Annotated in this window: 10 protein-coding genes and 1 pseudogene; 7 read left to right on the top strand and 4 right to left on the bottom strand. The window is 65.7% G+C overall.

Going from position 1 to position 12,657, the window contains the following annotated elements; translation table 11 throughout:
* The 4 genes and pseudogenes from KDH83_RS25630 to KDH83_RS25615 form a co-directional block, all read left to right on the top strand.
* Positions 1–422: pseudogene (locus tag KDH83_RS25630) on the top strand (hypothetical protein); the annotation flags it as partial.
* 172 nt (positions 423–594) lie between these two features.
* The gene (locus tag KDH83_RS25625) at positions 595–789 is read left to right on the top strand and encodes a putative motility protein (protein ID WP_212320818.1); all 195 of its coding nucleotides are present in this window, start codon (positions 595–597) and stop codon (positions 787–789) included.
* A 212-nt stretch (positions 790–1,001) separates the two neighbouring features.
* Positions 1,002–1,283, top strand: a complete 282-nt coding sequence (locus tag KDH83_RS25620) for a type II toxin-antitoxin system Phd/YefM family antitoxin (protein ID WP_103274000.1) — start codon at positions 1,002–1,004, stop codon at positions 1,281–1,283.
* Positions 1,280–1,606 (top strand): type II toxin-antitoxin system RelE/ParE family toxin, encoded by a 327-nt coding sequence (locus KDH83_RS25615; protein ID WP_212320817.1) that lies wholly within the window; start codon positions 1,280–1,282, stop codon positions 1,604–1,606. Before KDH83_RS25620 ends, KDH83_RS25615 begins: the two co-directional genes overlap by 4 nt.
* Before the next feature lie 99 nt (positions 1,607–1,705).
* Here KDH83_RS25615 and KDH83_RS25610 read toward each other — a convergent pair whose 3' ends face one another.
* The 4 genes from KDH83_RS25610 to aceE form a co-directional block, all read right to left on the bottom strand.
* Positions 1,706–2,776: a PDDEXK nuclease domain-containing protein gene (locus KDH83_RS25610; protein WP_212320816.1), complete on the bottom strand. Its 1,071-nt coding sequence runs from the start codon at positions 2,774–2,776 to the stop codon at positions 1,706–1,708.
* A gap of 257 nt (positions 2,777–3,033) precedes the next feature.
* Positions 3,034–4,815, bottom strand: a complete 1,782-nt coding sequence (gene lpdA, locus KDH83_RS25605; protein ID WP_212320815.1) for a dihydrolipoyl dehydrogenase — start codon at positions 4,813–4,815, stop codon at positions 3,034–3,036.
* Positions 4,816–4,828: 13 nt separating this feature from the next.
* The gene (gene aceF, locus KDH83_RS25600) at positions 4,829–6,481 is read right to left on the bottom strand and encodes a dihydrolipoyllysine-residue acetyltransferase (RefSeq protein WP_212320814.1); all 1,653 of its coding nucleotides are present in this window, start codon (positions 6,479–6,481) and stop codon (positions 4,829–4,831) included.
* 12 nt (positions 6,482–6,493) lie between these two features.
* A complete protein-coding gene (aceE, locus tag KDH83_RS25595) occupies positions 6,494–9,202 on the bottom strand; it encodes a pyruvate dehydrogenase (acetyl-transferring), homodimeric type (protein WP_212320813.1) in 2,709 nt (902 codons plus the stop codon).
* A 356-nt stretch (positions 9,203–9,558) separates the two neighbouring features.
* On the opposite strand from aceE, the gene KDH83_RS25590 reads away from it, so the two are divergent.
* The 3 genes from KDH83_RS25590 to KDH83_RS25580 all read left to right on the top strand — a co-directional run.
* Positions 9,559–11,313, top strand: coding sequence for a PAS domain S-box protein (locus KDH83_RS25590; RefSeq protein WP_212320812.1), 1,755 nt, complete (start codon positions 9,559–9,561; stop codon positions 11,311–11,313).
* A complete protein-coding gene (locus KDH83_RS25585; RefSeq protein ID WP_103273993.1) occupies positions 11,310–11,936 on the top strand; it encodes a response regulator transcription factor in 627 nt (208 codons plus the stop codon). The genes KDH83_RS25590 and KDH83_RS25585 overlap by 4 nt, the downstream gene beginning before the upstream one ends.
* Positions 11,933–12,657 (top strand): bifunctional methylenetetrahydrofolate dehydrogenase/methenyltetrahydrofolate cyclohydrolase (locus tag KDH83_RS25580; RefSeq protein WP_212320811.1); only part of this gene is annotated, 725 nt, incomplete at its 3' end. The genes KDH83_RS25585 and KDH83_RS25580, both read left to right, overlap by 4 nt.

Below are 12,657 nucleotides of genomic sequence, written 5' to 3'. Positions count from 1 at the left end.
AGCGGCTGCAGCCCCTGCAGCCGCTGCCGGGCCTGGGGCAGGAACATGCCGATAGCGCCCCGGAAGAACCCCGCCACCCGTCGGAGCGCGAGCCGGCGCCGCCCGCGTCCGCCGCCACGCCATCAACACCCGCAGTCGATGCACCGGCGCGCGCGCCGCATGCCGACACGCCGGAGACTGAGACCCCTGCCACGGCCACGCCCCAGCCGGCCCCGGCGCCCGCGCCCGTCCCCACTCTCCGGATCACCGAAATCCCCGCCGAACCGCGCGACAGCTGGCTGGACGCATTGAAGGCAGAGCTGCAACGCTGCGCCGGATTGAGCTTCTTCGACCGGCCGGACTGCGCCTGGGCCGCACGCAGGCAATACTGCGAACCCAACCAAGGATGGGGCACCGTCAAGGAATGCCCTGCTCGCCCATGAACGGCCCGTGGACGCGCCGGTCGGCCCATCCTCGCCCACGCCTCGCCTCGTCCGGAACGAGCGAAAAAATATCCTGCAAGGCGCAGCAGAACGCTCCCCGAAACGCGGAAACTACGCGACAATAAGCTCCCACCAGGTTCATTCCCGAGCCGCCCACGCAGGAACCTCAGACATGGACTCCGTCAACAACGCCGTCAACACCGTCCTGGCCATGCGCGACGCGCAAACGGTCGACCAGGTCCAGGCCACCCTGCTCAAGAAAGTGTTGAACATGCAGTCGCAAACCGTGGCCACGCTGATGCAGGGCGCCGTTCCGGCCATGGCCCAGGACGCCACGCTGGGCTCGCGGGTCAATACGCACGCCTGAACACGCGGGCCTCGCTGCGCCCGCCCTTGCGACGATTGCCGAATCCCCACACAGCAATGGCTGCGTGGGGATTTTCTTTTTTGCAGTTTGCCGCGACGAGGATCGGATATCAGCCCGATCACCATGGCTTGCACAGCATGGAGCACCCGAGCCACAAGACTGAATTCAGACTAAAATAAGTCCGATACATCCATCTGGCTGGAGCTCTGCCCATGAAGTACTCAACACAGGTCAAACCGATCTCATATCTCAAGAGCCATGCGGCCGAAATCGTCACGACCCTGTCCCAGACGCGCGAACCGTTGTTGATCACCCAAAATGGCGAGGCCAAACTCGTCGTCATGGATGTGCAAAGCTATGAAGAGCAGGAACAAGCGATTGCCTTGCTCCAGCTGCTTGCGCAAGGCCGCAGGGAAATAGAGGAAGGCCGGACGATCCCGGCCACGGATGTATTCGCGCGGATTGAAGCCATGGACCAGGAAGACCCTGCATGACGCATCGGGTCGTGTTTCTTCAGTCCGCCGCCGACGACCTGTTCGAGATCCGGCGCTATGTCATCAAGCACTTCTCTCCGTCCACCTGGCTGGACGCCTACGTGAAGATCAAGAAGGCGGTCCTGAATCTGGAACGCTTTCCGGGCGCCGGCCATGCACCGCCCGAACTGCCCGCCACTCACTTTCTCGAGATCATCGCCGCCAAGAACCAGGTGATCTACGAAGTCGTTGGTGACGTCGTTTACATCCACATCATCTGCGATTGCCGACAGGACTTCAAAACGAAACTGGCGAGACGACCCTTGCGCGCGCTCAGGCCGTAGCACGACAGCCTGGCAGATGCCGCGATGCGAGCCGGGCAAGCAGCCGACAACGGCAACGCACCGCGCATGTCCACCGCAACCGTACAGGCGCAGCCTCGGCTACATCGTTTCACCGCCACGCTGCTCGATCCGCAAACGAGCCCGCGTCGCCGCCAGCTGCAACCTTTCACCCAGCACCTCGCGCGACGGCAAGGCCGTCAGGTACTCGGCGACGTGTATCCCTGATCTATCCAGTTCCAGCAGTTCGATCTGCTCGCGCTTCTTGCCCGCGCACAGGATGATCCCCAGCGGAGCGGCCTCGCCGGGTTCGCGTTCGTGCCTGTCCAGCCAGCGCAGATACAGCTCCATCTGGCCCTTGTGCGCCGCCTCGAAGTCGCCGATCTTCAATTCGACGGCGACCAGTCGCCTCAGCTTGCGGTTATAGAACAGCAGATCCAGATGGAAATCCTCGTCGTCGATCTGGATGCGCTTCTGCCGCGCCAGGAAGGAAAAGCCCGCGCCCAGTTCCAACAGGAAGGATTCCATCTCACGAATGATCGCGGCTTCCAGGTCGCCTTCCTGCCAGCTGTCCTGCAGGCCCAGGAAGTCCAGGATATAGGGGTCGCGCATCACCAGTGCCGGCGACATGCGCTGCGCGCCGGCCAGGGTCGCCAGTTCCTGGGCGATCAATTCATCCGGTTTTTGGGATAGCGCCGTGCGTTCGTAGAGCATGGAGTTGAAGCGCTCGCGCAGGGTGCGTACGCTCCAGCCTTCGATGCTGGCCATTTGCGCGTAGTAGTCGCGTTGGAGCGGGTCTTTCAGCGGGATCAGGGCGATGAAATGGGTCCAGCTCAATTGTCGTATCAGCGATACGACAATCTGCTCGTCCGGAAAAGTCGTGGCGAACTGCACCATGCGGCGCAGGTTCTTGACCGAAAAACTGCTGCCATACTCCCGCACCAACTGCACCGCTACATTGGGCAGCACTTCCTCGCCGTAGTCGGCCCGCCGCCCCTCAAGTACTTGCGCGTGGATGCGCTGGCCGATGCTCCAATAGAGCATTGTCAGCTCGCTGTTCACCGCCGAGGCAACACGCTGCCGAGCCCCCTCGATCAATATCCGGATATCCCCCAGCAACGCCTCCGGCGCCATCTCGGGCGCCGTCGCTACGGATGTCTTGCCTTTAGCCATGCCACCACCTCCCAAAGGATGGATGAGCCGGCCATCGCCCAACGCCAAGCTGCCATATGCCGACACACCCTGGACGTGAACATAGCGCAGGGCCGTCATCCCGGTCCGGCCGACAGTGACAAACCTGTCCACCCTTGTCCGCCCCGTCCGACGCTGTTCCCCCAAAGCACGCGGTGCGTCCCTGCACAGGCCAGACAAAAAAAATCCCCGCGCAGCGTCGCCGCCGCGCGGGGATTTCGCAGACAAACCGCGTCCGCTTACTTCTTCTTCATCGGCGGCAGGTCCGTGCACACGCCTTCGGCCACTTCCGCGGCCATGCCGACCGATTCACCCAGCGTGGGGTGCGGGTGGATGGTCTTGGCGATGTCGATCACGTCCGCGCCCATTTCCACGGCCAGCGCCACTTCGCTGATCAGGTCGCCGGCGTGGGTGCCCACGATGCCGCCGCCCAGGATGCGGTGCGTGTCCGCGTCGAAGATCAGCTTGGTGAAGCCCTCGTCGCGGCCATTGGCGATGGCGCGGCCGGAGGCGGCCCAGGGGAACACGCCCTTCTCGAACTTGATGCCCTGCTTCTTGGCTTCGTCTTCCGTCAGGCCCACCCAGGCCACTTCCGGATCGGTGTAGGCCACCGACGGAATGACGCGGGCGTCGAAGAAGGACTTCTGGCCGGCCGCGGCTTCCGCCGCCACGTGGCCTTCATGCACGGCCTTGTGCGCCAGCATGGGCTGGCCCACGATGTCGCCGATGGCGTAGATGTGCGGCACATTGGTGCGCATCTGCTTGTCGACCTCGATGAAACCACGGTCGGTGACGGCGATGCCCGCCTTGTCGGCGCCGATCTTCTTGCCGTTGGGGCTGCGGCCCACGGCCTGCAGCACCAGGTCGTAGCGCTGGGGTTCCTTGGGAGCACCCTCGCCTTCGAAGCTGACGTAGATGCCGTCCTTCTTCGCCTCGGCGCCCACGGTCTTGGTCTTCAACATGATGTTGTCGAAGCGGTAGGCGTTCTTCTTCTGCCACACCTTGACCATGTCGCGGTCGGCGCCCTGCATCAGGCCGTCCAGCATTTCCACCACGTCCAGGCGCGCGCCCAGCGTGGAGTACACCGTGCCCATTTCCAGGCCGATGATGCCGCCGCCGACGATCAGCATCTTCTTGGGGATCTCGCGCAGCAGCAGCGCGCCGGTCGAGTCGACGATGCGCTCGTCCTGCGGCAGGAACGGCAGCTTCACCGACTGGCTGCCGGCGGCGATGATGGCCTGCTTGAAGCGCAGCGTCTGGACCTTGCCGTCCTTGCCTGTGACCTTCAGGTGATACGGGTCGACGAATTCGCCCACGCCGTGCACCACGGTGACCTTGCGCGCCTTGGCCATGCCGGCCAGGCCGCCGGTCAGCTTGGCGACCACGCTGTCCTTGTAGCCGCGCAGCTTGTCCAGGTCGATCTTGGGCTCGCCAAAGCTGATGCCATGGGCGGCCAGCTCGCGCGCCTCGTCGATGATCGCGGCGTTGTGCAGCAGCGCCTTGGACGGAATGCAGCCCACGTTCAGGCAGACGCCGCCCAGCGTGTCGTAGCGTTCCACCAGCACGGTGGACAGGCCCAGGTCGGCGGCGCGGAAGGCGGCCGAATAGCCGCCGGGGCCGGCGCCCAGCACCAGCATGTCGTACTCGGCATCGGCCGAGCCGCCGAAGCTGGCGGCGGCCGGAGCCGGCGCTGCGGCGGCAGCGGCAGGCTTGGCCGCTTCCGCGGCCTTGGCCGGCGCAGCAGCAGCAGCGGGCGCGGCTGCCGGCGCGGCGGCGGCGCCTGCCGCCTCCACTTCCAGCACCACCGTGCCTTCGGCAACCTTGTCACCCACCTTCACGCTGATCGACTTCACCACCCCGCCCTGCGAGGCCGGAATCTCCATCGACGCCTTGTCGGACTCCACCGTGATCAGGCTCTGCTCGGCCTTGATCGTGTCGCCCACCGCCACCAGCACTTCGATGACTTCCACTTCCTTGAAGTCGCCGATGTCCGGAACCTTGATTTGAACGGTATTGCTCATGAAGGCTCCCCGGTTACAGCGCGATGCGGCGGAAGTCGGCCAGCAGCGCGCCCAGATAGGCGTTGAAGCGGGCCGCGGCGGCGCCGTCGATGACGCGGTGGTCATAGGACAGCGACAGCGGCACGATCAGGCGCGGCACGAACTGCTTGCCGTCCCAGACCGGCTTGTGCGACGAACGCGACACGCCCAGGATGGCCACTTCGGGCGCGTTGATGATGGGCGTGAACGAGGTGCCGCCGATGCCGCCCAGCGACGAGATCGAGAAGCAGCCGCCCTGCATGTCGGCCGGCGAGATCTTGCCGTCGCGGGCCTTCTTGGACAGGTCGGTCATTTCCTGAGCGATCTGCAGGATGCCCTTCTTGTCGGCATCGCGGATCACCGGCACCACCAGCCCGTTGGGCGTGTCGGCGGCGAAGCCGATGTGGTAGTACTGCTTGAGCACCAGGTTGTCGCCGTCCAGCGAGGCGTTGAACTCGGGGAACTTCTTCAGGGCCGCGACCACGGCCTTGATCAGGAAGGCCAGCATCGTGACCTTGATGCCCGACTTCTCGTTTTCCTTGTTCAGCGTGACGCGCAGCGCTTCCAGGTCGGTGATGTCCGCTTCGTCGTTGTTGGTGACGTGCGGGATCATGACCCAGTTGCGGTGCAGGTTCGCGCCGGAGATCTTCTTGATGCGCGACAGCGGCTTGGCTTCGATCGGGCCGAACTTGGTGAAGTCGACCTTGGGCCACGGCAACAGGCCCAGCGCGGCGCCGTCGGCCGAACCGCCGGCGACGGCGGCCGGCGCGGCCAGCGCCTGCTTGACGAAGGCGCGCACGTCGTCGGCCGTGATGCGGTCCTTGGGACCGGAGCCCTTGACCTTGCTCAGGTTCACGCCCAGCTCGCGCGCGAACTTGCGCACCGAAGGCGAAGCGTGCGGCAGCTGGCCCGGCTTCAGGTTGGCGTCTTCCAGCGCGGCGGCCGGAGCCGGACGCGCGGCCGGCGCGGCGGCGGGAGCCGCCGGTGCCTGCGCCTCGGCCTTGGGCGCGGGCGCGGCGGCAGCGGCCTGGGCGGGCGCGGCGGCGGCGGCCGGAGCCGAGCCTTCCACCACGACCACGACCGAGCCCTTGGCGACCTTGTCGCCGACCTTGACCTTCACTTCCTTGACCACGCCGCCCTGCGAGGCGGGAATCTCCATCGAGGCCTTGTCGGACTCGACGGTGATCAGGCTCTGCTCGGCCTTGATCGTGTCGCCCACGGCGACCATGACTTCGATGACCTCGACTTCCTTGAAGTCGCCGATGTCCGGCACCTGGATGTCGACGGGACCGGCGCTGGCGGCCGGCGCGGCGGCCGGAGCCGGCGCAGCGGCGGCAGGCTTGGCCGCTTCCGCAGCCTTGGCCGGCGCGGCAGCAGCGGGCGCGGCTGCCGGCGCGGCGGCGGCGCCTGCCGCCTCCACTTCCAGCACCACCGTGCCTTCCGCGACCTTGTCGCCTACCTTCACGCTGATCGACTTCACCACCCCGCCCTGCGAGGCCGGAATCTCCATCGACGCCTTGTCGGACTCCACCGTGATCAGGCTCTGCTCAGCCTTGATCGTGTCGCCCACCGCCACCAGCACCTCGATGACTTCCACTTCCTTGAAGTCGCCGATGTCCGGAACCTTGATCTGCACGATGTTGCTCATGTCTCTTTACCCTCAGGCGTATTGCGGGTTGGCTTTGTTCGGATTGATGCCGTACTTCTTGATGGCCTCGGCCACCTTGGCGAGCGGCAGCTTGCCTTCGTCGGCCAGCGCGCGCAGCGCAGCGACCACGACGAAGTGGCGGTCCACTTCGAAGTGCTCGCGCAGCTTCGAGCGGAAGTCCGAGCGGCCGAAGCCGTCGGTGCCCAGCACCTTGTATTCGCGGCCCTTCGGCACGAACGGACGGATCTGGTCGGCGAACAGCTTCATGTAGTCGGTCGACGCGATGATCGGGCCTTCGGTCTTGGCCAGCTGCTCGGTGACGTAGGCCACCTGCGGCTTCTTCTCGTCGGGGTGCAGCATGTTGTGGCGCTCGGCGTCCAGGCCATTGCGGCGCAGCTCGGTGAAGCTGGTGACGCTCCACAGGTCGGAGGCGACGCCCCAGTCGGCTTCCAGCAGTTCCTGGGCGGCCATGACTTCGCGCAGGATCGTGCCCGAGCCCATCAGCTGCACGCGGTTCTTGCCCTTGCCGTGCGACTTGAGCTTGTACATGCCCTTGATGATGCCTTCCTCGTCGCCCGTGGTCAGACCGGGCTGCGGGTAGTTTTCGTTCATCACCGTCAGGTAGTAGTAGACGTTTTCCTGGTCTTCCACCATGCGCTTCAGGCCATGCTGGATGATCACGGCCAGTTCATGGCCGAACGTCGGGTCGTACGAGACGCAGTTGGGGATGGTCGAGGCCAGGATGTGGCTGTGGCCGTCCTCGTGCTGCAGGCCCTCGCCGTTGAGCGTGGTGCGCCCGGCGGTGCCGCCCAGCAGGAAGCCGCGCGCCTGCATGTCGCCGGCCGCCCAGGCCAGGTCACCGATGCGCTGGAACCCGAACATCGAGTAGTAGATGAAGAACGGGATCATGATGCGGTTGTTCGAGGAGTACGACGTGGCCGCCGCGATCCACGAGCTCATCGCGCCCGCTTCGTTGATGCCTTCCTGCAGGAGCTGGCCGTCGGCCGCTTCCCTGTAGTACATGACCTGGTCCTTGTCGACCGGGGTGTACTTCTGGCCTTCCGGCGCGTAGATGCCGATCTGGCGGAACAGGCCTTCCATGCCGAAGGTGCGCGATTCGTCGGCCAGGATCGGCACGACGCGCGGACCCAGGTCCTTGTCGCGCAGCACCTGGTTCAGGATGCGCACGAAAGCCTGGGTGGTGGAGATCTCGCGGCCTTCCGCGGTGGGCTCCAGCACGGCCTTGAAGGCGTCCAGCGCCGGGGCCTTGAGCTGTTCGTCGGCCTTGGCGCGACGGCGCGGCAGGTAGCCGCCCAGCGCGGCGCGGCGCTCGTGCAGGTACTTCATTTCGGGCGAGTCTTCCGCCGGCTTGAAGTACGGCAGGTCGGCCAGCTGGTCGTCCGGGATCGGGATGGCGAAGCGGTCGCGGAATTCGCGGATCGAGTCCAGCTCCAGCTTCTTCTGCTGGTGGGTGGGGTTCTTGGCCTGGCCGACGTGGCCCATGCCGTAGCCCTTGATGGTCTTGGCCAGGATGACGGTGGGCTGGCCCTCGTGCTTGGTGGCCGAGTCGAACGCGGCGAACACCTTGTGCGGGTCATGGCCGCCGCGGTTCAGGCGCCAGATGTCCTCGTCGCTCATGCGCGACACGGCTTCCAGCAGCTTGGGGTGCTTGCCGAAGAAGTGCTCGCGCACGAACTTGCCGTCGTTGGCCTTGTACGCCTGGTACTCGCCGTCGACGGTATCTTCCATGATCTTGCGCAGGATGCCTTCCTTGTCATGCGCCAGCAGCGGATCCCAGTAGCCGCCCCAGATCAGCTTGATCACGTTCCAGCCCGAGCCGCGGAAGTCGCCTTCCAGCTCCTGGATGATCTTGCCGTTGCCGCGCACCGGGCCGTCCAGGCGCTGCAGGTTGCAGTTGATGACGAAGATCAGGTTGTCCAGCTTCTCGCGCGCCGCCAGGGCGATGGCGCCCAGCGATTCCGGCTCGTCCATCTCGCCGTCGCCGCAGAAGACCCAGACCTTGCGCTTGCTGGTGTCGGCGATGCCGCGGGCGTGCAGGTACTTCAGGAAGCGCGCCTGATAGATGGCCATCAGCGGGCCCAGGCCCATCGACACCGTGGGGAACTGCCAGAAGTCCGGCATCAGCTTCGGATGCGGGTACGAGGACAGGCCCTTGCCGTCCACTTCCTGGCGGAAGTGGTTCAGCTGTTCTTCGGTCAGGCGGCCTTCGAGGTAGGCGCGGCCGTACATGCCGGGCGAGGTGTGGCCTTGGAAGTAGACCAGGTCGCCGCCGTGGTTCTCGGTCTCGGCGTGCCAGAAGTGGTTCTGACCGCAGCCGATCATGGTGGCCAGCGAGGCGAAGGAGGCGATGTGGCCGCCCAGGTCGCCGCCGTCCGGCGGGTTGTGCTTGTTGGCCTTGACCACCATGGCCATGGCATTCCAGCGCACGTACGAGCGGATGCGCGATTCCAGTTCCAGGTTGCCCGGGTGCGCCGGCTCCAGGCCGGGCGGGATCGTATTGACGTAGGCGGTGTTGGGCGAGAACGGGATGTGGGCGCCGGAGCGGCGCGCCTCGTCGATCAGGCGTTCCAGCAGGTAGTGCGCGCGCTGCGGTCCTTCGCGGTCAAGGACGGCTGCCAGGGCTTCGAGCCACTCCTGGGTCTCTAGGGTGTCTTCGTCGTTGGCAGCCTGCACGGCGCCAGCCTGGGCGAAAGAGGACATCGTGTGTCTCCTGTTGGGGTTCGTTCATGACCACACCCGCGCTTATTGGTCTGCTCGCGGCCAGTCCGTGGCGTCCGGGTCATCCGGGCTACCATGTCCTGCATGGGTCGTGGGTGTTCTGGAAACCTGCCTTCGGGGAGGGTTCCCTTATCAGCCGGCATTCTAAGAAAGAAGATTAACCGGTCGCAAGGAAAATTTCATGTTGCGGTACGGCATTTCACAAAGTGAAATCATGACCGCAAGCTGAAAGGTGCATCGGCGCAATTTTTTAGCCTGCCCACGCAATCGACCGCTTGATTCCCGGCAATTCCCCGGCAACACGCACTAAAATGCCGGGTCTATCTGGCCCGAATTCCATGTCCAGCGCGCCCAAGTCCAACATCCCCACCCCATTCCACGACCACGCCCGCACGCGCCGCCGCGGGGTGTACTGGGTCACGCCAGCCCTGGTGCTGATCCTTTATGTCTGTGTGATGGCGGTGTTCTTCTGGCTGCAACGCATCCACGACGACAGCGTCATGTTCGTCACCATCGACCAGGAAATGCGCCAGCAACGGCTGCTCTGGGTGGTGCTGGCGCTGTCCTGCGTGATCATCATCAGCCTGCTGATGCTGTGGCGCTATACCCGCTTCCGCTCGACGGCCGAGGCCGCGCTGATCGCCGAGACCGGCTTTCGCCGCGCCATGGAGAACTCCATGTCCACCGGCATGCGGGTGCTCGACATGGAAGGCCGCATCGCCTACGTCAATCCCGCCTTCTGCCGCATGATCGGCTGGAACGAGGCCGACCTGATCGGCCGCAGCCCGCCCTTCCCCTATTGGGTGCCCGGCCGCCACGAACAGCACCAGCACACGCTGGACGTGCTGATGTCGGGCAAGACGCCCAGCAGCGGCCTGGAAGTCGAGGCCCAGCGCCGCGACGGCTCGCGCTTCACCGCCCGCATGTACGTGTCGCCGCTGCTGGACCCCAACGGCAACCAGATCGGCTGGATGACCTCCATGACCGACATCACCGAGCCCAAGCGCATCCGCGAGGCGCTGACCGCCGCGCACGAGCGCTTCATGACGGTGCTGGAAGGCCTGGACGACGCCATCTCGGTCACGGCCGACACCCACGACGGCCTGGAGCTGCTGTTCGCCAACCGCACCTACCGCCGCGTGTTCGGCGCCCAGACCGGCGGCCACGACGAACTGCTGGCCGGCCGCCGCGGCCGCTTCACCGACGAATCGGTCGAAGTGTTCGCGCCTTCGGTGCAGCGCTGGTTCGAGGTGCATCACCGCATGCTGGCCTGGACCGACGGCCGCCGCGTGCGCATGCAGGTGGCGCGCGACATCACCGAGCGCCGCACGCATGAGGAAGCCTCGCGCGTGCAGCAGGAGAAGATCCAGCTGACCAGCCGCCTGACCACCATGGGCGAGATGGCCTCGTCGCTGGCGCACGAGCTGAACCAGCCCCTGACCGCCATCGCCAACTACAGCATGGGCGCGGTGGCCCTGGTCAAGGCCGGCCACACCAGCCCCAACATGCTGCTGCCGGCGCTGGAAAAGGCCGCCTCGCAGGCCGAGCGCGCCGGCAAGATCATCAGCCGCATCCGCGAATTCGTGAAGCGCAGCGAGCCGCGCCGCCAGCGCGTGGCCATCGGCCGCATCGTCGACAACGCCATCGGCTTCGCCGAGATCGACGCGCGCAAGCGCCGCATCCGCATCGACAGCTTCGTGCCGTCCAACGCGCCGGACGTCCTGGCCGACCCCATCCTGATCGAACAGGTGCTGCTCAACCTGCTCAAGAACGGCCTGGAAGCCATGGAAAAGAGCGAGTCCGACGAGCTCAAGGTGGCCGTGATCCTGCACGAGCAGCACATCGAAGTGGCCGTGGTCGACCGCGGCCACGGCCTGGCCGAGCCCGAACGCCTGTTCGAACCTTTCTTCAGCACCAAGTCCCAGGGCCTGGGCATGGGGCTGAATATCTGCCGTACCATTATCGAATCGCACCATGGCCGCCTGTGGGCAGACCCCAATCCCGCCGGCGGCACCATTTTCCGCTTTACCCTGCCCTGCGCTGCACCCCAGCCGCAGGCCCAGAATGACCAGTCAGAGGAGTTGCACGCATGAACACGCCCCACCTGTCGAGCACGGTATTCATTGTTGACGACGACGAAGCGGTCCGCGATTCGCTGCGCTGGCTGCTGGAGGCCAATGGCTATCGCGTCCGTGCCTACGCCAGCGGCGAGTCCTTCCTGGAAGACTACGATCCGGCCCAGATCGGCGTGCTGATCGCCGACGTGCGCATGCCCGGCATGAGCGGCCTGGAACTGCAGGAACAGCTGATCGCGCGCAACGCCCCGCTGCCCATCGTCTTCATCACCGGCCACGGCGACGTGCCCATGGCCGTGTCCACCATGAAGAAGGGCGCGGTCGACTTCCTCGAAAAACCGTTCAACGAATCGGACCTGCGCGAGATCGTGGCGCGCATGCTGGAGCAGGCGACGCAGCGCGTCAGCAAGCACCAGGCCCAGAAAGACCACGAAGCCATGCTGGCGCGCCTGACCGCGCGCGAGCAGCAGGTGCTGGAGCGCATCGTCGCCGGCCGCTTGAACAAGCAGATCGCCGACGACCTGGGCATCAGCATCAAGACCGTCGAGGCGCACCGCGCCAACATCATGGAAAAACTTGAAGTGACCACCGTAGCAGACCTGATGAAGGTCGCCTTGGCCAAGCCCGAGGCGCATGCATGACAGCAAGAATCATTGACGGCGTCGCGCTCTCGCAGCGCATCCGCGAAGAAGTCGCCCAGCGCGTTGCCGCGCTGGCCGCGCAAGGCACCCGCCCCGGCCTGGCCGTGGTGTTGGTGGGCGAAGACCCCGCCTCCCAGGTGTACGTGCGCAACAAGGTCGCCGCCTGCGAAAAGGCCGGCCTGCATTCCGTGAAAGAGCAGTACCCGGCGGACATGACCGAGGCCGAGCTGCTGGCCCGCATCGACACGCTGAACCGCGATCCGGCCATCCACGGCATCCTGGTGCAGCTGCCGCTGCCCAAGCACATGGACGCCCACAAGGTCATCGAGGCCATCGCCGCCGAAAAGGACGTGGACGGTTTCCACGTCAGCAACGCCGGCCTGCTCATGACCGGCCAGCCGCTGTTCCGCCCCTGCACGCCCTACGGCGTGATGAAGATGCTGGAATCCGAAGGCGTGGCCCTGCGCGGCGCCGAGGCCGTCATCGTGGGCGCCAGCAACATCGTCGGCAAGCCCATGGCCATGCTGCTGCTGCAGGCCGGCGCCACCATCACCATTTGCAACTCCAAGACCCGCGACCTGGCCGCGCAGACGCGCCGCGCCGACGTGCTGGTCGTGGCGACCGGCAAGCCGGGCATGATCGACGGCTCGATGATCAAGCCGGGCGCCGTCGTCATCGACGTGGGCATCAACCGCGGCGCCGACGGCAAGCTGTGCGGCGA

This window comes from Achromobacter sp. Marseille-Q0513 (assembly GCF_018195695.1).
In the GTDB taxonomy this organism is placed as follows: Bacteria; Pseudomonadota; Gammaproteobacteria; order Burkholderiales; family Burkholderiaceae_B; genus Achromobacter.
The sequence above is the reverse complement of the archived record's forward strand: the minus strand, read 5'-3'. Positions and strand labels throughout refer to the sequence as shown.

What these genes read in the sequence shown, in the direction of transcription:
- KDH83_RS25625 (WP_212320818.1), top strand. Translation starts at nt 595, where the DNA reads ATGGACTCCGTCAACAACGCCGTCAACACCGTCCTGGCCATGCGCGAC.
- KDH83_RS25620 (WP_103274000.1), top strand. Translation starts at nt 1,002, where the DNA reads ATGAAGTACTCAACACAGGTCAAACCGATCTCATATCTCAAGAGCCAT.
- KDH83_RS25615 (WP_212320817.1), top strand. Translation starts at nt 1,280, where the DNA reads ATGACGCATCGGGTCGTGTTTCTTCAGTCCGCCGCCGACGACCTGTTC.
- KDH83_RS25610 (WP_212320816.1), bottom strand. Translation starts at nt 2,776, where the DNA reads ATGGCTAAAGGCAAGACATCCGTAGCGACGGCGCCCGAGATGGCGCCG.
- lpdA (WP_212320815.1), bottom strand. Translation starts at nt 4,815, where the DNA reads ATGAGCAATACCGTTCAAATCAAGGTTCCGGACATCGGCGACTTCAAG.
- aceF (WP_212320814.1), bottom strand. Translation starts at nt 6,481, where the DNA reads ATGAGCAACATCGTGCAGATCAAGGTTCCGGACATCGGCGACTTCAAG.
- aceE (WP_212320813.1), bottom strand. Translation starts at nt 9,202, where the DNA reads ATGTCCTCTTTCGCCCAGGCTGGCGCCGTGCAGGCTGCCAACGACGAA.
- KDH83_RS25590 (WP_212320812.1), top strand. Translation starts at nt 9,559, where the DNA reads ATGTCCAGCGCGCCCAAGTCCAACATCCCCACCCCATTCCACGACCAC.
- KDH83_RS25585 (WP_103273993.1), top strand. Translation starts at nt 11,310, where the DNA reads ATGAACACGCCCCACCTGTCGAGCACGGTATTCATTGTTGACGACGAC.